The 17,370-nt window shown below is 70.9% G+C and carries 21 protein-coding genes and 1 tRNA gene; 7 read left to right on the top strand and 15 right to left on the bottom strand.

The annotated features are described in order from the left end of the window. Positions 1 to 46: 46 nt before the first annotated feature. Genes IZR01_RS38875 through IZR01_RS38850 form a run of 6 tightly spaced genes read right to left on the bottom strand, consistent with a single transcriptional unit; the run spans position 47 to position 6,835 of the window. Complete coding sequence (locus tag IZR01_RS38875; protein ID WP_194926777.1) at positions 47 to 1,747, bottom strand: sensor histidine kinase; 1,701 nt, start codon at positions 1,745 to 1,747, stop codon at positions 47 to 49. Between the two features lie 29 nt (positions 1,748 to 1,776). Next, positions 1,777 to 2,478, bottom strand: a complete 702-nt coding sequence (locus IZR01_RS38870; RefSeq protein ID WP_194898916.1) for a response regulator transcription factor — start codon at positions 2,476 to 2,478, stop codon at positions 1,777 to 1,779. Between the two features lie 11 nt (positions 2,479 to 2,489). Continuing rightward, positions 2,490 to 3,143, bottom strand: coding sequence for a DUF5666 domain-containing protein (locus IZR01_RS38865; RefSeq protein WP_194898917.1), 654 nt, complete (start codon positions 3,141 to 3,143; stop codon positions 2,490 to 2,492). Positions 3,144 to 3,177: 34 nt separating this feature from the next. Further along, entirely contained in the window at positions 3,178 to 4,407 is a 1,230-nt protein-coding gene (locus tag IZR01_RS38860; protein WP_194898918.1) for an ABC transporter permease, read from the bottom strand. After that, on the bottom strand, positions 4,404 to 5,150 hold the full coding sequence (locus IZR01_RS38855; RefSeq protein WP_194898919.1) for an ABC transporter ATP-binding protein: 747 nt from the start codon (positions 5,148 to 5,150) through the stop codon (positions 4,404 to 4,406). Before IZR01_RS38855 ends, IZR01_RS38860 begins: the two co-directional genes overlap by 4 nt. Positions 5,151 to 5,155: 5 nt before the next feature. Further along, positions 5,156 to 6,835, bottom strand: a complete 1,680-nt coding sequence (locus tag IZR01_RS38850; RefSeq protein WP_194898920.1) for an HlyD family efflux transporter periplasmic adaptor subunit — start codon at positions 6,833 to 6,835, stop codon at positions 5,156 to 5,158. A gap of 133 nt (positions 6,836 to 6,968) precedes the next feature. Here IZR01_RS38850 and IZR01_RS38845 point away from each other — a divergent pair, with 133 nt between their 5' ends. Then, positions 6,969 to 7,652, top strand: coding sequence for a hypothetical protein (locus IZR01_RS38845; protein ID WP_194926776.1), 684 nt, complete (start codon positions 6,969 to 6,971; stop codon positions 7,650 to 7,652). On the opposite strand, the gene IZR01_RS38840 is transcribed toward IZR01_RS38845, so the two are convergent. The 4 genes from IZR01_RS38840 to IZR01_RS54530 all read right to left on the bottom strand — a co-directional run bounded on the left by IZR01_RS38840 (position 7,642) and on the right by IZR01_RS54530 (position 10,209). Then, positions 7,642 to 7,974, bottom strand: a complete 333-nt coding sequence (locus IZR01_RS38840; protein ID WP_228561101.1) for a thioredoxin domain-containing protein — start codon at positions 7,972 to 7,974, stop codon at positions 7,642 to 7,644. The genes IZR01_RS38845 and IZR01_RS38840 overlap by 11 nt on opposite strands. 50 nt (positions 7,975 to 8,024) lie before the next feature. Next, on the bottom strand, positions 8,025 to 8,792 hold the full coding sequence (locus tag IZR01_RS38835; RefSeq protein WP_194926775.1) for an MBL fold metallo-hydrolase: 768 nt from the start codon (positions 8,790 to 8,792) through the stop codon (positions 8,025 to 8,027). A gap of 19 nt (positions 8,793 to 8,811) precedes the next feature. Continuing rightward, a complete protein-coding gene (locus IZR01_RS38830; protein WP_194926774.1) occupies positions 8,812 to 9,864 on the bottom strand; it encodes a D-alanyl-D-alanine carboxypeptidase family protein in 1,053 nt (350 codons plus the stop codon). Between the two features lie 78 nt (positions 9,865 to 9,942). Beyond that, the gene (locus tag IZR01_RS54530; protein ID WP_369125511.1) at positions 9,943 to 10,209 is read right to left on the bottom strand and encodes a hypothetical protein; all 267 of its coding nucleotides are present in this window, start codon (positions 10,207 to 10,209) and stop codon (positions 9,943 to 9,945) included. 397 nt (positions 10,210 to 10,606) lie between these two features. Between IZR01_RS54530 and rpmB the strand changes: the two genes are divergently transcribed. From rpmB to IZR01_RS38810, 3 genes are all read left to right on the top strand, one after another. Then, a complete protein-coding gene (gene rpmB / locus IZR01_RS38820; RefSeq protein ID WP_194899913.1) occupies positions 10,607 to 10,828 on the top strand; it encodes a 50S ribosomal protein L28 in 222 nt (73 codons plus the stop codon). Positions 10,829 to 10,913: 85 nt separating this feature from the next. Continuing rightward, positions 10,914 to 11,525, top strand: coding sequence for a SigE family RNA polymerase sigma factor (locus tag IZR01_RS38815; RefSeq protein WP_228556225.1), 612 nt, complete (start codon positions 10,914 to 10,916; stop codon positions 11,523 to 11,525). Positions 11,526 to 11,568: 43 nt separating this feature from the next. Continuing rightward, positions 11,569 to 12,537, top strand: coding sequence for a hypothetical protein (locus tag IZR01_RS38810; RefSeq protein WP_194926773.1), 969 nt, complete (start codon positions 11,569 to 11,571; stop codon positions 12,535 to 12,537). 143 nt (positions 12,538 to 12,680) lie between these two features. Here IZR01_RS38810 and IZR01_RS38805 read toward each other — a convergent pair whose 3' ends face one another. Beyond that, complete coding sequence (locus IZR01_RS38805; protein WP_194926772.1) at positions 12,681 to 12,941, bottom strand: LAVTG motif-containing sortase-dependent surface protein; 261 nt, start codon at positions 12,939 to 12,941, stop codon at positions 12,681 to 12,683. On the opposite strand from IZR01_RS38805, the gene IZR01_RS38800 reads away from it, so the two are divergent. Continuing rightward, the gene (locus tag IZR01_RS38800; RefSeq protein ID WP_194899588.1) at positions 12,931 to 13,140 is read left to right on the top strand and encodes a hypothetical protein; all 210 of its coding nucleotides are present in this window, start codon (positions 12,931 to 12,933) and stop codon (positions 13,138 to 13,140) included. The genes IZR01_RS38805 and IZR01_RS38800 overlap by 11 nt on opposite strands. Before the next feature lie 413 nt (positions 13,141 to 13,553). On the opposite strand, the gene IZR01_RS38795 is transcribed toward IZR01_RS38800, so the two are convergent. From IZR01_RS38795 to IZR01_RS38780, 4 genes are all read right to left on the bottom strand, one after another. Further along, positions 13,554 to 13,638, bottom strand: a tRNA-Ser gene (locus tag IZR01_RS38795). Between the two features lie 65 nt (positions 13,639 to 13,703). After that, positions 13,704 to 14,351 carry a thymidine kinase gene (locus tag IZR01_RS38790; protein ID WP_194899589.1) on the bottom strand — a complete coding sequence of 216 codons (648 nt, stop codon included), beginning with the start codon at positions 14,349 to 14,351 and terminating at the stop codon, positions 13,704 to 13,706. A gap of 16 nt (positions 14,352 to 14,367) precedes the next feature. Beyond that, entirely contained in the window at positions 14,368 to 14,679 is a 312-nt protein-coding gene (locus tag IZR01_RS38785; protein WP_194899590.1) for a hypothetical protein, read from the bottom strand. A 113-nt stretch (positions 14,680 to 14,792) separates the two neighbouring features. Then, complete coding sequence (locus tag IZR01_RS38780; protein WP_194899591.1) at positions 14,793 to 15,224, bottom strand: YbjQ family protein; 432 nt, start codon at positions 15,222 to 15,224, stop codon at positions 14,793 to 14,795. A gap of 319 nt (positions 15,225 to 15,543) precedes the next feature. Here IZR01_RS38780 and IZR01_RS38775 point away from each other — a divergent pair, with 319 nt between their 5' ends. Together IZR01_RS38775 and IZR01_RS51525 are read left to right on the top strand one after the other, a co-directional pair. Next, a complete protein-coding gene (locus tag IZR01_RS38775; RefSeq protein WP_369125448.1) occupies positions 15,544 to 16,404 on the top strand; it encodes a glycerophosphodiester phosphodiesterase in 861 nt (286 codons plus the stop codon). 81 nt (positions 16,405 to 16,485) lie between these two features. Next, a complete protein-coding gene (locus IZR01_RS51525) occupies positions 16,486 to 17,367 on the top strand; it encodes an ATP-binding protein (protein WP_228561100.1) in 882 nt (293 codons plus the stop codon). Positions 17,368 to 17,370 lie beyond the last annotated feature (3 nt).

Genomic DNA, 17,370 nt, shown 5'->3' with positions numbered 1-17,370 from the left:
GTACGGGCCGCTCGGCGGGCCTCGGGATCAGTAGAAGCTGCGGGAATCAGTAGAAGCTGCGGGGCCCGGCAGCGGCGCGGGGTCCCGTCTCTGAACTCCCCGACAAAGGCAGCGTCAGCTGGAATTCGGCCCCGCCGCCCTGGGCTCCGGCGGCCGTCACGCCGCCGCTGTGGCCGACCGCCACCTGCGCCACTATGGCCAGTCCGAGGCCGGAGCCGGGCAGGTCGCGGGCGCTGGCGGCGCGGTAGAAGCGGTCGAAGACGTGCGGGAGGTCGGCCTCGGGGATGCCGGGGCCGTGGTCGCGGACCGTCAGGGTGACGTGGCCGTCGGGGGTGGTCGTGGTGCGGACCTCGACCAGGCCGCCGGTCGGGGAGAACTTCGCCGCGTTGTCCAGGAGGTTGCGGACGGCCTTGGCCAGCCGGTCGGTGACGCCGACGACCACGCTCTCCTCCAGGTCCGCCTTGAACACCGCCTTCGGCCAGTGCGCGGCGGCCCGGTCCACGCAGCGCTGGACCAGCAGGTCCAAGCGCAGCTCCTCGAAGTGCGCCGCCTGCTCCTCGCCGCGGGCCAGCTCGACGGTGTCGCTGACCAGGGTGGTCAGGTCGTCCAGGCCGGACATGATGCCGGTGACCAGGGCCTGGCGGTCCTCCGGTTCCAGTCGGTGGGCGTGCGCCAGCACCTCGACGTTGGTGCGCAGCGAGGTGAGCGGGGTGCGCAGCTCGTGCGAGGCGTCGGCGACCAGCTGGCGCTGCCGGTCGGTCGCCTCCTGGACCGCGTCCAGCATGCTGTTGAAGGTGGCGGCCAGGCGCCCGAGTTCGTCACGGGACTCCCTGGGCCGTCCGTCTATCGGGATCCGGTGGGCCAGGTCGTGGGTCGCGGCGATGCGTTCGGCGGTACTGGTCAGCTCGGCCACCGGGCGCAGGGCGGTGCGGGTCACCATCCAGCCCAGCCCGGCCGCCAGCACGATGCCCGCCGCGGCGGCTCCGAACAGCTGCCAGCCCAGGGTGGACAGCTGCTTGTCCATGGTGGTCAGCGGGGCGTCGATCTGGATCGCCTGCCCATCGCGGATCCCCAGGGTCAGGATGCGGACATGCTGGCCGTTCATCTGGCCGGAGTGCATGTAGCTTTCCCTCGTCCCGGCGGCGACCTGGGCGTCCGCCTTGGTGATCGGTATCTTCGGTGTCGCGGCGGGGGCCAGCGCGACTGTGCCGCGCGGCCAGCGGGGTGAGGGCGGCAGCGCCTTCGCTTGGAGCGGCGTCCCGGAGGAGTCGATGAACTGGAAGTTGGTCTGTGTGTCCCCGAACTGCCGGCTATTGGCCGGGTCGTAGCGCGGGAAGTGGCCGCCGAGCAGCGCGGTCTGTGCTTTGACACCCTGCCTCTGCAGGCCGTCGTCGACCTGCTGGGTCAGTGAGTGCCGGACGGCGACGTAAGCGAAGCCCACGCCCCCGCCGATCCCGGCCGCCACCGCGATCGTCGCCGCGAGCGCCAGCCGGGCCCGCAGCGGGGTGCGCCGCCAGATGGCCAAGGGGGAGCGGCCCTGGGAGGAACCGCCGGACGCGGCGTCGCGGGACAGCGGATCGTCGGACTTGGATCCGGTCCCGGGCATCCCGGCCGCCTCCGGCGAGCCGATGAATCCGTAAGGACCGGCTCCGCCTGAGCGGAAGTCAGAGCCCATACCCAGGCCGACAGCCCGCTGCGCCGCCGCCGGGGCGGCGGCCGAAGCCGTGGCCGCAGTCGTCCGCCGCATCCGGATCCCCGTCCGCAACCGTCCCCAGTTCACGCCGACACCCGCAACGTGTACCCGAACCCCCGCACCGTCTGCACCAGCCGGGGCTCTCCCCCGCCCTCCGTCTTGCGCCGGATGCAGGACACGAACACCTCCAGCGAGTTCGACTCCGGTCCCAGCTCGTAACCCCAGATCCGGTCGGAGATGACCTCGCGCGGCAGCACCCGGCCGGCGTTGCGCATCAACAGCTCCAGCAGCGCGAACTCGGTGCGGGTCAGCTCGATCGTGCGCCCGCCCCGGTAGGCCAGCCGGGACTCCGGATCCAGCTCCAGGTCCTCGAACACCAGTCGCTCCGACTCCGGCAGCGGGTCGTACTCGGCGCGCCGCAGCAGGGCCCGGACCCGGGCGTGCAGCTCGGCCAGCGCGAACGGCTTCACCAGGTAGTCGTCGGCGCCGGCGTCCAGTCCGGCCACCCGGTCCCCGACCGCGTCGCGCGCGGTCAGCAGCAGGACCGGGGTGTGGTCGCCGACGCCGCGCAGGCGCCGGGTCACCTCCACCCCGTCCAGCTCCGGCATCATCACGTCCAGCACGATCGCGTCCGGCGGATCGGCCGCGACCTGCTCCAGGGCGGCCAGGCCGCCGGCGGCCGTGCGCACGCGATAGCCCTGCAGGCGGAAGGCCCGGGCGATCGCGTCACGGATCTCGGTGTCGTCGTCGACGACCAGCAGGCTGCGGGATTCTCGGAAGTCCATCCCGTCCAGTATCACCCGTTTGACCCACCCGGCGAAGACGCGGCGCCACCGGGAGTGCGGTTTCCGCCGCGCCCGCCGAAGCCGAAGCCTGTGAGACCACTCACAACCGAACGCGCCGTGATGGTTCCGCTACTGTCCGGCGTCCCGATGACGGTCACCTCAGAGCCGGCCGTCAGGTCCGAGACCGCGCCGGTCTTGCCGATCGTGACCGTGGTCTGCGGGCTGGTGTCGACGGTCACCGACTTGCCGGTGCTGTCGGTGATGGTCAGCGTCGTGCCGTTGACCGCGCTGACCGTGCCGGTGACGCCGCCGCCGCGAGCGCCGCCGGTGGCCCCGCCGGTCGCGCCGCCGGTCGTCCCACCGGTGCCGCCGGTCCCGCCGAAGCCACCGCCGTAGCCGCCCCGGGAGCGGGTCCCGCTGCCCGGCGTGGCGGCCGACTTCGTGGTCGACGACGAGTTGTGCTTGCCCACCGCGATCCCGCCGACGAAGCCGCCGGCCAGCAACACCGCGCCGATCAGGCCCAGCGTCACCTTCGGGATCCCGCCGCCGCCGCTGCGCGCCGGCTTGAGCTGCCCGCTGATGTCCGCCGCGGACGGCGCCGTGGACAGCAGCTCGAACTCTTCGCTGTTGTTGCTGGCGGCCGGGCCGCCCTGGTTCTCAGACATCTGTGACTTCCGAATCTTCCTTCTTGGAGACTGTTTACTCGTGCCGCAGTGCCTGGATGGGATGCAGCTTGGCCGCTCGGTTGGCCGGGAAAGACCCGAAGAACAGACCGATCAGCGCCGACACCGCGAAGGCCAGCGCGATCGAGGCCGGCACGATCACCGGTTTCACCCCGGCGACCGTGAACCTGGTGCCGATCAGTCCGGCGGCCACCCCCAGGGCGCCGCCGATCAGCGACAGCATCACCGCCTCGACCAGGAACTGGCCCAGGATCGCCGCGCGCGGCGCGCCCAGCGCCTTGCGGATGCCGATCTCCCGGGTCCGCTCGGTCACCGTGACCAGCATGATGTTGGTGATCCCGATCCCGCCGACCAGCAGCGAGATGGCGGCCACCGCGCCCAGCAGCACCGTGAAGGTGTGCGTGGTGGAGCTGGAGGTGGCCAGCAGCGACTGCTGGTTCAGCACCCGGAAGTCCGGCGAGGCGGTGGCCGACAGGTGGTGCCGCGAGGTGAGGATCGAGGTGATCTCGTTCTGCGCGGCGGTGGTGGCCCCGGCCGACTTGGCCTGCACCACGATCTGGCTCAGCGACCCGAAGCCGCTCAGGGAGTCCTGCACGGTGGTCAGCGGCGCGATGGCGAAGTCGTCGGCGTCCTGCAGCCCGCTGGAGCCCTTGGCCTGCAAGGTGCCCTCGACGGTGTACGGGACGCTGTTGATCATCACCTGCTGCCCGACCGGGTCGGCGGTGCCGAACAGGTCGGTGGCCACGGTCTGGCCGATCACGATCACCTTGCGGGCCTGGTTCACGTCGTCGTCGGTGATCGCCGAGCCCTCGGCGATCTGCCAGTTGGTGGCCGTCAGGTACGCCGGGTAGGTGCCGACCAGCTGCGCGATCTGGTGCGTGGCGCCGTCGTAGGTCGCGGTCGGGGACGCGGTCACCACCGGGGCCTCGTCCAGCACGTCCGGGGCGTTCACCGGGTCCACCAGCGACTGCGCGTCGGCCAGGGTCAGCGCCGAGACGGAGCTCTGCGTCCCGGTGTTCCGGGAGGCGCGCGCGCCGAACCCGCCGGCCTGCCGGGAGACCTCCAGCAGGTTGGTGCCCAGCTTGTCGATGTTCGCCTGCACCTGGGCGCCGGAGCCCTTGCCGACGGCGACCAGCAGGATCACCGCGCCGACACCGATCAGGATGCCCAGGGTGGTCAGCGCCGAGCGCAGCTTGTTGGCTCTGAGCCCGGCGAAGGCGAACCGGAAGACCTCGCGGAATCTCATCGGGCGCTCCCGTGCCTCACTGTGTGCTGTTCGGAGATCCAGCCACGCTCGCCGTTGCGCTCGTCGGAGACGATCTGCCCGTCCATCAGCCGGATCGCGCGCTCGGCGTGCTCGGCGATGTCGTGCTCGTGGGTGATCAGGACGATGGTGCGCCCGGCCCGGTGCAGCCGGTCGAACAGGGCCATCACGTCGGAGGAGGAGGTGCTGTCCAGGTTGCCGGTGGGCTCGTCGGCCAGGATCAGGCTGGGCGCGGTGACCAGCGCCCGGGCCACGGCCACCCGCTGCTGCTGGCCGCCGGAGAGCTCCTGCGGCTTGTGGTGCATCCGCTCGCTCAGGCCCACCAGTTCCAGCGCCGCCCGGGCCCGCTTGCGCCGCTCGGTGGTGCCCACGCCGGCGTAGACCAGCGGCAGCTCCACGTTGTCCAGCGCGGTGGTGCGCGGCAGCAGGTTGAAGGACTGGAAGACGAAGCCGATCTTGCGGTTGCGGACCAGGGCCAGCTGCCGGTCCGACAGGTGCTCGACCTCGACGTCGTCCAGCAGATAGCGGCCGGTGGTGGGGACGTCCAGGCACCCGATGATGTTCATCAGCGTCGACTTGCCCGAGCCCGAGGCGCCCATGATGGCGACGTAGTCGCCGGTGGGGACGGTCAGGCTGACGCCGCGCAGGGCGTGCACGGCGTTGCCGTCCATGCCGTAGGTCTTGCGGATGTCGGTGAGCTCGATGACGGGCCGCTGCGTGCCCATGCCGGTCACCCGCCGAACCCGCCCCGGCCGCCGCCGGCGCCCAGACCGCCGCCGCCGGTGCCGGCGCCGCCGGTCCCGCCGCCGAAGCCGCCGCCGGTCAGTCCGCCCCGGGTTCCGCCGGTGCTGGTGCTGCCGGTGCGCGAGGAAAGCAGGACCTCATCGCCCTCGTTCACCCCGGAGGTGATCTCGGTGCTGGTGTCGCCGACCACGCCGATCTGCACCGGGGTCTGGGTCTGGGTCTTGCCGTCGACCACCGTCACGAAGCTCTGGCCGCCCAGGGTGGTGACCGAGGAGGACGGCACGTAGAGCACGTTGGTCACGTTGTCGGTGGTCACCGACACCGAGGCCGTCTGGCCCGGCTTCAACGTGGCCAGGTCCTGCTGGCCGCTGGTGAACTGGAGCGTGACGCCGTACTCGACGACGTTCGACACCACGGTCGAGATCGGGTCGACCTCCTGCACGCTCGCGGTGAGCGCGGCGCCGGGGATCGCGTTGATCGAGATCTGCGCGGACTGCCCGGCCTTCAGCTTGGAGGCGTCGGTCTCGTCGAACTCGGCGCGCACCGTCAGGGCGCCCATGTCGCCCAGCACCACGAAGCCGCTGCCGGACTTGGCGCCGCTGGTGGAGGTCGAGCTCGAACCCGACGAGCCGGCCGAGGAACCGCCAGCCGAACCCCCAGTAGACCCGGTCGCCGAACTGCTCGAGGCCGAGGACGTGGCCGAGGTCGAGGAGGCGGACCCGGCGCTCACCGAGTCGCCGACCGAACCGCCGACCGACAGGACCGTCCCGGCCTGCGTGGCGGTGATGACCGTGCCCGCGACGCCCTTCTGGGCGGTGGACAGCGAGTTCTGCGCGTTGATGATGGCCTGGTTGGCCGAGGCTATCTGGTCCGGGGTGGCCGGCGCGGCGGCGACCGCCTGCTGGTCCACGGCCGTCTGGTAGGAGTTCTGCGCCTGGGTCAGCGAGGATTGCGCCTGGTGCATGGACTGGGTGTCCTTCTGCGCACCGGTCTTCTGCGCGTTCTCGGCCTGGCTCAGCGCGTTGGTGTCCTGCGCGACCTTGTTGCCGTCCTGAGTGCACGCGGTCGGGTTCTTCGCGGCGGCCGTGGCCGCGCAGTCCTGGGACTGGAGTGCCTGGTCCGCGCTCAGCGAGTTCTGGGCCGTGGTGACCGCGGCGGCCAGCGTCTGGGCGTCGACCGAGATGCTGTTCTGCGCGTCGGAGAACGAGGTCTTCGCGGAGTTCAGCGAGTCGCCCGCGGTGGTCAGCTGTTGCTGGCTCAGCGCCGCGGCCTGCGGGGTCTGGCCCTGCTGCAGTTTCGTCAGCTGGGCTTGCGCGGTGGTCAGCTGGGCCTGCGCCGAGGTCAGTTGCTGGTTCGCCTCGGTCGGGTCGATCTTGGCCAGCACCTGGCCGGCCTTCACGACGTCACCGGGCTTCACGTCCACCTCGGTCACCGTGCCCGACGCGGTGAAGGCGAGGTCGAGTTCGGTCGGCAGGGTGACGTTGCCGGAGGCGGACACCTCGGAGCTGACGTTCCCCCGCTGCACGGCGACGGTGCGGCCGGTGGTCGAACTGCCGGAGTTCGACGAGCCGAGCAGCGCCCAGGCGCCCGCTCCACCGGCGGCTACCACCACGGCGAGCGAGGTGTTTATCCAGACCCCTTTGGGGAGTCGCGGGCTATCGGTCATGGCGCCAGAGGTTGTCCCGCCTTACTGAAGCGAAGGTTAAGGGGCGCGCTCAGTCTCAAACGCCCGTCCCCCCACGCGGTGCCGGCTATTGACCACCTGGTGAATAGCCGCTGCCGGACGATAGGTTCTCCGGATGCCGAAGATTGACTGGAACCCGGGCCGGGGTCGGCGTGGCCGACCGCTGCGCCGGGTGCTGGGCATGGGGCAGCACCAGGGCCTGCTGGTGATGTACGGGCTGGCGGCGGTGGCGGTGTTGTTCGCGTTCGCCGCGGCCTTCGGTGTCTTCGACGGCGCCGGCCCGAAGCCCGCAGCCCCGGTCGCCGGAGCTGCGAATACGGACTCTGATGGTGCACCGGCCGGCGCCGCGTCGCCTTCGGCACCCGGGGACTCCTCGAAGGCCGCCGGGTTGTTGACGGCATCGGTCCAGCACTACGCGGACCTGCTGGCGACCGGGCAGAAGATAGTCGGCCACACGCGCTACCCGAGCATGTCAGCGTACGACGACGCCTTCGGCGACCCGCGGTCGCCGGCCGCGGCGTTGGCGAAGTTCCGCTCGAGGCCCAATCCCGAGGCCGACACCTCGTATCTGGACGCCGAACAGCAGGCCGCCGCGGCCTACGACGGCGACCACCGCGGCGCCCTGAGCCAGTGGCTGGACGACATGGCGAAGGCCAAGACCCACCTGGGCCAGTGGGTGGTCACCGCCGGGCAGTACCAGCAGGGATCGGCGACACAGGCGGCGCTCGACGCGGCGGTGGGCGCGGTGAATCAGGATCTTGCGAACGCCAGGTCCGACGCCGGCTCGCTCAGCGGCTGAGCCGGCGGCCGGATCGGGATGTCATAGGGGAATCCCATAGGGGATTGTCCCTAAGCCAGGCCAGGACTTGTCCCGCATGCCGGTCCGGCGGGAAGACCGGGTAGAAGGCGTGCTCGACCGCACTGTCGCGCACCACGAGTGTGATGCGCTTGTAGAGGGCTTGCCCGTGGAAGTCGAAGGTCGGCAGATTCAACGCCTCCGCGAGGCGGAACGCGGTGTCGGACAGCATCGCGAAGGGCAGCCGGAGCCGGTCGACCACCTCTTGTTGGTAGGCGGTGTCCTGGCTGGAGAGGCCGAAGACGCGCGCCGCACCGGCTGCCAACAGGTCCTCGTAACCGTAAACCCTGCCCCGAGGGGCAAGGTCAAGCCTGGCTAGAAGGCCGCGCCGCGTTGCCGCGCCTGCTCGACCGCCGCCCGCGGCGAGCCGCGGTGCACCGGTCCGTGCCCGGGGATCAGGATGTCGGCGTCCGCTTCGGCGATCACGTCCAAGCTCGCCAGTGCGCCGGGCAGATCCTTCTGGAACATGGCGGGCAGGACCTGCGGTCCGCTGACCCGGGACGTGGGGTGCCCGGTGCTCATCGCGTCGCCGGCCACCACGATCCCGGTCGCCGGGAGCAGGTACGCGCAGTGGCCCGCGGTGTGGCCGGGGGTGTGCAGCGGAATCGGGGCGCCGGGCAGGTCGAGCGGCCCGGGGGCGGGGAAGGCTTGGGGCTCGGTGACCGGGACGTGCGCCGTGCCGCCGTTCCGCACCGCGCGCAAGCCCCACGCGGCCACGCCCGGACGCCACGCGTTCGCCGCGACCGCCCCGGCCGAGACCTGGTCGAGGAAGTCGCGGCGCGCGTGCGGCACCTCGTCGGGGTGCATCAGGACCGGAATACCGTACTCGGCGCGCAGCCGCTCGGCGGAGCCGATGTGGTCGTTGTGGGCGTGGGTGATCAGGATCGCGTTCACGGACTGCGGTGCGACCTTGAGCAGTTCCAACGATGCCAGCAACGCGTCGTGGTCGCGCGGATAACCGGTGTCGATGAGCGTCGCGTCGTCGCCGTCCTTCACGACCACCCATGTGACATCGCTGCCGAGGACGGCATGCACGTCGCCGTCGACCCGGACGACGTCCCCGATCCGGAAGTGCTTGGCCACGTGGATCCTCCTGTCGGCGTCAGCCCGAAGCTATCCGATCGACCATCCCGTCGGCGGCCCGCAGCCCCGCGCCGATCTGGTCTTCGCCGGGTTGGCCCAGCACCACGCCGGTGATCGTGGTCTGCCTGCCGCCGATCGACCGCACAGCTCGGAAGGCGAAACAGCCGCCGGCCGCGTTGTCCGAACCGGTCTTGACGCCCACGAATCCGTCGTGGCCGAGCAATGTGTCGGTGTTGAGGACCGGACCGGCCACCGGCAGCGTCGCGCTCGGCATGGCGACGATCCCGGCGAACGCCGGTAGGCTCATCGCCTGATCCACGATCCGCACCTGATCGGCCGCGGTGGACACGGTGGTCTGCTCGAAGCCGCTCGGGTCGGTATAGCGGGTGTCGGACATCCCCAGCGACCGCGCGGCGGCGTTCATCCGCTGCACGAACTTGCCACTCGACCCGGCGTCCCAACGCGCCAGCACCGCGGCGATGTTGTTCGCCGAGGGCAGCAGCAGCGCCTCCAGCGCCTGCCGCTCGGTCAGCTGCTCGCCCGCCGCTATGGCCACCAGCGACTCCTGTTTCGCGCGCCGGGCGGCGGTGTCGGCGACGTCGGCCGCGGTGAGCGTGATGGTCGGACCGTCCTGGCCGGGCTGGAGCGGATGGTCGCTGAGCACGAGGTAGGCCGTCATCACCTTGGTAACGCTGGCGATCGGCGCCGGATGCTGGTGCGGCCCGGCCTGGATCACCGACTGGCCGGACCGGACGAACGCGGCCTGGCCGGCGGCCGGCCACACCGTGCCGGACACAGCCGCGCCGTCGGCCGCACCATCCGCCTTGCCGCCGACATTGCCGTCCCCCTCGCCATCGGCCCCGCCGGACTGGCCCGGCTGGTACGTCACGACGGAGGACGGCAGCCCCGGCCCCGGGCTGCCGACCCCGCTGACCGTCGTCGACGATGACGACTGGTGCAGGACCACCGCGATCAGCCCGACGGCTGCCACGGTGACGGCGGCAATGATGGCCGCGATGACGGCCACGCCTTTGCGGCGGGCCGACGGTCGGGCGGATTCGCGGTAGCGCATGCCTTCAGCCAAGGCCGCGGCGCGTTGCCAGCTCGTATAGAGGTTTCAATACGCCGACGATATGTGTCGGCCGTTGCGCTACCCGGCCATCGCTCCAGCCAGCAGGGTCTGGACCACGGCCGTCAGGGCCGCCCGGCTTCGCGGTGTGCCCGGCGGTTCGGGCGCTCCGTCGACGAGCCGCGCGAAGATCAGGCCGTCGACGGCGGCCACGTAGGCGCGGGCGCGGGCGTCCAGGTCGGGAACACCAGCGCGGGCCAGAAGGTCGCGGGTCTGCTGGAAGGCCGCTTCGTGGTGCGGGGCAAGGAGTTCGTCGCGGCCCGCCGCACCGGCCGTATCGGCCAGCAACTCGACGGCCGGGTGAGTGTCGCCCTGCGCAACCTCGCGATCCGGCTGACCCCGGCGTCGATCGCGGTGAAGGGGATGGTCAAGCAGGCCGCGTGGGAACCCCCGGCGCTCGGCCGAGGCGACGACTACCGGAATCAAGGGGTCCCCCGCAGGTCGTAAACCCCTTGAACGCGCTGGAGCATGCCGTTACGGTCGGCCGCATGTTCTAAAGGCGGCATAGGTCGAGACACCTCATCAGGCAGGCGACGGCGGTCGATTCCCCGACGCTGCGCGCTTCAGTCCTGCCCTTGTTTCCCATGCCGCCGACCACCGCTTCCGCAGCGGTACTTCTCCCTTCTCGATCGGCATCGCGATGGGCGGTCGGCATGCCATCGCGAACTTTTCGAGGAGAATGCTGATGTCAAAACGCTGTGACGTGTGCGGCAAGGAGCCGAGCTTCGGCAACCAGGTCGCCAGGCTCGGGCGCAACGCCCAGCGGCGGCGGGTGCTCGGGCGCTCGGCGCGGATGTTCCGTCCGAACATCCAGCCCGTGAAGGCGACCGTCGACGGCCGGCCGGTGCGGCTCAAGGTCTGCACCGCGTGCCTGAAGGCCGGGAAGGTCCAGCGCCGCACCTCGTAGTACTCCGCCGGCACGCAGACGGGGCCCGTGCGCGCGGGCCCCGTCTGCGTGACCCGCGCCGGCGGGTCCCGTCCGGCGGCCGGGTTTGACCAAGATCACCGGCATCGGTGATCGTGTTCTCGATGTGTCCGAACCTCCTTCCCGCGCATCTAGGAATGTGACGGCCGCGAGGCCGGCAGGCGCAACGGAAGGCAGGGTGACTGTGGGGCGGCAGGAAGACTTCACCGAGTATGTGGTGGCCAGGGGCGGACGGCTCCGGGAGACCGCGTACTTGATGTGCGGGGACTGGCACCGCGCCCAGGATCTCACTCAATCGGCGCTGGCCAAGGTGTATGTCGCCTGGCCGCGGATCCAGCGGCAGGGCGCGGTCGACGCGTACACCAAGCAGGTGTTGCTGCGGGAATTCCTCAGCCATCGGCGGCGGCGCAGTTCCGCCGAGCGGCCTTCCGACTGCCTGCCGGACATCGAGGACCGCGCCGATCCGGCTGATCTCCGGATGAGTCTGATGGAGGCGCTCGACCGGCTCTCGCCCAGGAAGCGAGCCGTTGTCGTCCTGCGGTACTGGGACGACCTGAGCGTCGACGCCGTGGCGCACCTGCTCCGGATGACCCCGTCGAACGTGAAGACCACGAGTGCGCGCGCGCTCGCCGATCTTCGCGCCGTCCTCGGCGAGAGCTTCCTGTGCGAAGCCGTCTGAACACCCCGAAAACGAGCGATACTGACAAAATTGGAGATCTCGGATGCATCCCGAGGAAGAGTTGAGAGAACGTCTGCGCGGCGAAGTCGCCTTCGGCGCGGCCCCGCCGCTGGGCCCGCTCGCCGCCGCCGCGTTGACCGACGGCAAGCAGCGCCACCGGCGCCGGCAGTTCGTGCAGGTCCTGAGCGGCACCGCGGCGCTCGCCGTCGTGGCGGTCGGCTCGACGGGCCTGTCGTCGGCGTTCGGCGGCCACGGCGGCGCGGCGAACGCCGCCGCGGGCGGCACCTCGCAACTGGCCCTGGCCGGCTCGGCGACCACGACCCCGCCCGCCGCCGCCGCTGCCGGCTCGGTCGGTGCGGCGGCCAACGGGGCCTACTCGACCCTGCCGCCCCTGGACGTCCCGCCCCCGGCCGCCCCGCTGAAGCCGGCCCACCCGGCCGCGGTCACCGGCCAGTCGATGACCGCGCAGTTGCTCAAGCTCCTGCCCAGCGGTGCGACGACATCGAACTACGCGGGCCACGGCAGCCCGACCGACGGCTCGCAGAGCAAGCTGACGTACAACGACGGCCACGGCGCGGTGAGCCTGACCCTCAACGTCGGCACGCCCAGGCCGGCAGTGCACAACCTGGAGTGCGGCACAACCGGATCGGCCCCCGTCGCGGCGGGCTCCGGCCCGACGACGCCGGTTCCGCCGAAGGGCACAGCCTGCGAGGTCCAGACCCTGTCGGACGGGACCCAGGTCGAGGTCTCGCACCTGCCGAACCCTGACGGCAAGACCTTCGTGGACGGCGTCGAGATCCTGCGCACCGACGGCGTGCTCGTCGAGGCCTTCGAGTTCAACGGCGACTCCGGCGTGGTCCAGACGCCGAAGCCGACGCGGCCCGACGCGGCGCTGTCGTTCACGCAGCTGTACCAGATCGTCGCCGACCCGCACTGGGGCTCGACGATGGAGAAGTCGTTCGTGGATCACGCCGACAAGACCATCAAGCTGGTCTCTCAGGGTTCGTTCTAGTCAGATCGTCCGGCATCCCGTCCGCACCCCGTCCGTAACGGGCGGGGTGCCGGACCGGACCGGTCGGCGCGGGCGGTGATCGGCCCCCGGCCGTCGTGCGACGAGCGGGGGCCTGCGAACGGCTGCCGTTTGCCGCACGACCGTCACTTCCGTCGCGTGGCGGCCCCCAACCGGCGACGGAAGGTCATGAGGGCCTCGCCGACGACGACGAGAGCCGCGGCGGCGACCGCGTAGGGGACGAACGTGGCTCCGGTGTGTGCGAGCTTGCCGGTGTGCGACGCCGGCGCCGAGAGCGCGGTGTTGTCGGCCGTCGGAGCGTCCGACACCGTGGCCGGCAGGGCCTTGTAGGCGGTTTGGAATGTCTTCGCCGATACCTGCGTGTGCGGTGACTTGGTGAAGTCCACTCCGCCGACCGTGTACTGGACCTTCGACTACTTCGCGAAGGTCGGCAACCCCTACGTGGGTTCGCCCGTGCTCAGCCGGTTCCCAGACGTCGAGTTCGCCGACCCGCGTGTCCTCCTCCAGATCGTGGTCGAAGACCGCGAGGCGGGATGGCTGACACGCCGCCTGGCCGACTACCTGGCGCCGGTGACATCCCCATGACGCCGCGCTGAGCCCGCGGTCCTCGCCTTCCTCGACGGCGGCGCATAACCGCTCGCTGCTGAATCAACAAACGAACGGATCCGAGACCGGCAGAGTCCTTATACGGCGACCGTGATGTGTTGGCTCTTCAAGGGTGCCCCGAGGAGCGCATAGGCGCTCCTGTCCCGTAGCCGCGCCTCAGTCGTCAGCTCGTCACCGCGAGGTGTGCCTCCCGTTTCCACGCGCGGACTCGCGACGCTCCTGACGCTCGACCCAGGCCTGGCGGGTTATGGCACCGGGCAAGATCTGAGACGGTGCGGCCGCGGGATGGGGGAGCCGGTCTCACTGTGCTCTGCGGTGACCGCTGAGCCGATCCGTGCTGTGATATCTTTCCTTACCAATGATAAGGATGCAGGTCAAGGACCTGCTGTCGGCGGAGGATGTGGGATTCGAACCCACGGTGACTCGCGCCACTTTGGTTTTCAAGACCAACGCCTTAGGCCACTAGGCAAATCCTCCTCGAGCGCCACCCAGGGCGCTCGTGAACAGAAAGTCTCTCACAACCCGTGGCGGCCCCGGAGGCCTCAGACCGCGCCGAACGGAAGCGTGTCCGGGCTCAGGGCGGCCGCGCCGGAGCGGGCCGCGGTCAGGCGGCGGCGGTGGTGCCGGCGGCACAGGACCTCGTAGCCGATCTCGTCGGCGTTCGCGGTGTCGCCGACCACCACCTGCTCGCCTTCCAGGACCATCTCGCCGCCCAGGGTGCGGGCGTTGTGGGTGGCCCGGGCGCCGCACCAGCACAGGGTCTGCACCTGGAGCACCTCGATGCGGTCGGCGAGTTCGATCAGGCGCTTGCTGCCGGGGAACAGCCGGGTGCGGAAGTCGGTGGTGATGCCGAAGGCGTAGACGTCGATGCTCAGCTCGTCGACCATGCGGGCCAGCTGCTCGATGTGGTCCTCGGTGTAGAACTGCGCCTCGTCGGCCACCACGTAGTCCACCTTGCCGCCGGAGGACATCATCTGCACCACGTGGTTGAGCAGATCGGTGCCTTCTTCGACCTCCACCGCGGAGGCCTTCAGGCCCAGCCGGCTGGAGATGGTGGCGCTGCCGGCGCGGTCGTCGCGGGTGAAGATCAGCCCGGCCCGGCCGCGGGCGTTGTGGTTGTGGTCGAGTTGCAAGGCCAGGGTCGACTTGCCGCTGTCCATGGTTCCGGTGAAGAAGACGAGCTCGGCCATGGTCGCAGATTATCTCCTATACGCGGGGCAGCCTGCGAACACCGGTGATTCGGGTGTGGATCCGCCCGAATGTCGGCTTCAGATACGGCGCGGACAGCACCGCGGCCGCCGCCAGCACCGCCACCGCGACGAACAGCAGCCGGTCGCCGACGGTCAGCGAGGACCGCCACGCGGTCAGGGCGGCGTTGCGGTGCGCGGTCAGCACGGCGCTCAGCGAGACGTCGTCGACGTGCGCGACCAGGCGCATCGCGTGCAGGAAACTGCCCGCGACGCAGCACAGTTCGGCGGCCAGGGCGGCGGCCAGCGCGGTCAGCGAGCGTCGGATCACCGGTTCACGATATCCGCCGCGGCGGGCCCGTGGGCAAACGCGTCGGGCGCGGACCCCGCCGGAGCGGGGCCGCGCCCAAAAGCCGACGCCGCGGCTGAGCCGACGGGCGCTGCTCAGCCCTGGCGGCTGATCGTCACGGCGGTGCCGTAGGCGCAGATCTCGGTCCAGACGTCACCCATCTCCGAGGTGTCGAACCGCATGCCGACGATGGCGTTGCCGCCGCGGTTGATCGCCTCCTGGATCATCCGCTGCATGACGTCGTTGCGGCTGTCCATCAGCGCCTTGGTCATGCCCTTGAGCTCGCCGCCGAACATCGACTTCAGGCCGGCCCCCATCTGGCTGAAGGCGTTGCGGCTGCGCACGGTGAGGCCGAAGACCTCGCCGTAGACGGTGTCGATGCGGTAGCCCGGTATGTCGTTCGTGGTGACGCACAGGAAGTTCTGCTGGAACTGCTGCTGCTGGGGCGGCGGCGCGAACTGCTGCTGCGGCTGCTGCGGCGGCGGTCCCTGCTGGTAGCCGGGCTGACCGTACGGCTGCTGGCTCATTAATCCCCCTGGGAATGGGTGCTCGATGGGTGGTTCGTCGCTACGACGATACGACAAGGGACCCCCGGTCTGGACAGTCAGTATGTCCGTCGTTTTAAGGTGCGGTGAAAGCGTTTTGAACACATGGCCTTTTCTGGCGGACCGCACTGCACCGCGGCGGGGTTCGTCTGGAAGGATTCAAAGCGTGCAACCACTGCGCCGCCCCGAGCCGCGTCCGCACGAACGACGCCGCTCCGAACCGGTGTCGGCAGCCGGGCCCCGTGTCGCGCTCCGTCCCGGAGCCTCCGGTCCCGCGCTCGCCCACCGGACCGCCCTACAGATCCCCGTCATCGCCCACCGCGGCGCCTCCGAGGACGTGCCCGAGCACACGCTGGCCGCGTACGAGGCCGCGCTGTTGCAGGGCGCGGACGGGCTGGAGTGTGACGTGCGCCTCACCGCGGACATGCAGCTCGTGTGCGTGCACGACCGCCGGGTGAATCGCACCTCCAACGGCCGGGGCGTGGTCTCGACGTTGGAACTGGCCCAGTTGCGGCAGCTGGACTTCGGCTCGTGGAAGCAGCCGGTCTCCGAGTCCGAGTCCGAGTACGCGGAGTACCCGGACCTGCGGCGTGAGGGCGCGCACCGGGTGCTGACCCTGGAGCGGCTGCTGGAGCTGGTGGTGGACCACCCACGGCCGGTGCAGATGGCGATCGAGACCAAGCACCCGACCCGCTACGCCGGGCTGGTCGAGGAGCACCTGGTGGCCCTGCTGGACCGGTTCGGGCTGGCGCACCCGCGGCTGGGGGAGGCCTCGCCGGTGCGGGTGATGTCGTTCTCGGCGATGTCGGTGCGGCGGATCCGGCGGCTGGCGCCGTCCCTGGAGACGGTGCTGTTGCTGGACCGGGTGCCGCTGCGGCTCCGGGACGGCTCGCTGCCGCGCGGTGTGCGCATCGCGGGACCTGGAATTCACATTCTGCGAACCCATCCGGAGTATGTGGAACGCTTGCATTCCATGGGGAATCGGGTGCACGTGTGGACTGTGGATCAGGCCACAGACATCGACCTCTGCGTGGAACTCGGGGTGGACGCGATCATCTCCAACCGGCCCAAGGCGGTGCTGGCCAGGCTGGGCCGGGACGGCACGGCGCACCCGTCCGCGGCGCGCCCTGGCCAGGCCGGGCTGAACGCTGATTCACCCTGAGTTTCCGTTTTCCCTGAGGACGAACCGGGCATCTACCGCAGGTAGCTCCTCGTCGGCAGGGAGGGAGCCGTGGGGGTCGTCATGTCCGTACAACCGGAGAGTCCCCGGGAATCAGTATCAGTTCGCCCACCCCGAACGGTCACACGCGCCCCGGCGCGCAGACCGGCGGGAGGCTTCGGCGGAACAGAGTTCCCGTACACACCTGAGAGCGTCGGTACGGCCCGCCACGCGCTGGCCGACGCGTTGCAGCGCATGCGCGTGGCACCCCCGGCCGCGGACGACGCGGTCCTGATCCTCTCGGAACTGGTGAGCAACGCCCTACGGCACGCCCGGCCGCTGGCCGGCGGCACCATCCGAGTGGCCTGGTGGATGGCGGACGACAAGGTCCTGCGAATAGCCGTCACGGACGGCGGCCGCCAGCAACCCGAATCCGCACCACACCCGGAACACGCGCCACCCAGGCCCGCACCAGGGGGAGGGCTGGAGGCGCTGGATCTGGTGGCGGCAGACCTCGACGACGTAGACGAGTCCGCGGTGGACGGCCGCGGACTCGGCATTGTGGGCCTGCTGGCCGACGACTGGGGGGTGGAACCCTGGTACTCGCCCGAGACGGAGGCCACCGGACTCCGCCTGGCGGACGAGCTGATGGGCAGTCAGACGGCGTCCGGCGCGGAGCCGGACCCGACCGCCCCGAAGACGGTCTGGGCAGCGGTCCGCCTCCACGCCCGGCACGCGGCGCCCCCACCCCCCGACGACCACGACCGCCGCTGGTGGCGCCGCATGCGGGTATCGCTGACGGCGCACCTGCCCGGCACCGGCCGGAGCCGAGGACGCGGCACCCGCCTGGGCGGCTCCCGCCTCGGCGAGGCCCGCGGCGGCCCCGACGGGGACACCGCCGGGTCGGATACGCCGTGGGTGCCGCGGTACCCCGAGGCTCGGGTGGGGTGCGCGGCCGCGGGGTGAGGG

The sequence above is a fragment of the Catenulispora pinisilvae genome, from assembly GCF_015356865.1.
Classification (GTDB): domain Bacteria; phylum Actinomycetota; class Actinomycetes; order Streptomycetales; family Catenulisporaceae; genus Catenulispora; species Catenulispora pinisilvae.
Note: the sequence above shows the minus strand (reverse complement) of the source record. Positions and strands in the feature narration are given on the sequence as shown.

What these genes read in the sequence shown, in the direction of transcription:
- IZR01_RS51525 (WP_228561100.1), top strand. Translation starts at nt 16,486, where the DNA reads ATGTCCGTACAACCGGAGAGTCCCCGGGAATCAGTATCAGTTCGCCCA.
- IZR01_RS38860 (WP_194898918.1), bottom strand. Translation starts at nt 4,407, where the DNA reads ATGAGATTCCGCGAGGTCTTCCGGTTCGCCTTCGCCGGGCTCAGAGCC.
- rpmB (WP_194899913.1), top strand. Translation starts at nt 10,607, where the DNA reads ATGTCAAAACGCTGTGACGTGTGCGGCAAGGAGCCGAGCTTCGGCAAC.
- IZR01_RS38855 (WP_194898919.1), bottom strand. Translation starts at nt 5,150, where the DNA reads ATGGGCACGCAGCGGCCCGTCATCGAGCTCACCGACATCCGCAAGACC.
- IZR01_RS38865 (WP_194898917.1), bottom strand. Translation starts at nt 3,143, where the DNA reads ATGTCTGAGAACCAGGGCGGCCCGGCCGCCAGCAACAACAGCGAAGAG.
- IZR01_RS38845 (WP_194926776.1), top strand. Translation starts at nt 6,969, where the DNA reads ATGCCGAAGATTGACTGGAACCCGGGCCGGGGTCGGCGTGGCCGACCG.
- IZR01_RS38790 (WP_194899589.1), bottom strand. Translation starts at nt 14,351, where the DNA reads ATGGCCGAGCTCGTCTTCTTCACCGGAACCATGGACAGCGGCAAGTCG.
- IZR01_RS38830 (WP_194926774.1), bottom strand. Translation starts at nt 9,864, where the DNA reads ATGCGCTACCGCGAATCCGCCCGACCGTCGGCCCGCCGCAAAGGCGTG.
- IZR01_RS38780 (WP_194899591.1), bottom strand. Translation starts at nt 15,224, where the DNA reads ATGAGCCAGCAGCCGTACGGTCAGCCCGGCTACCAGCAGGGACCGCCG.
- IZR01_RS38870 (WP_194898916.1), bottom strand. Translation starts at nt 2,478, where the DNA reads ATGGACTTCCGAGAATCCCGCAGCCTGCTGGTCGTCGACGACGACACC.
- IZR01_RS38810 (WP_194926773.1), top strand. Translation starts at nt 11,569, where the DNA reads ATGCATCCCGAGGAAGAGTTGAGAGAACGTCTGCGCGGCGAAGTCGCC.
- IZR01_RS38850 (WP_194898920.1), bottom strand. Translation starts at nt 6,835, where the DNA reads ATGACCGATAGCCCGCGACTCCCCAAAGGGGTCTGGATAAACACCTCG.
- IZR01_RS38875 (WP_194926777.1), bottom strand. Translation starts at nt 1,747, where the DNA reads ATGCGGCGGACGACTGCGGCCACGGCTTCGGCCGCCGCCCCGGCGGCG.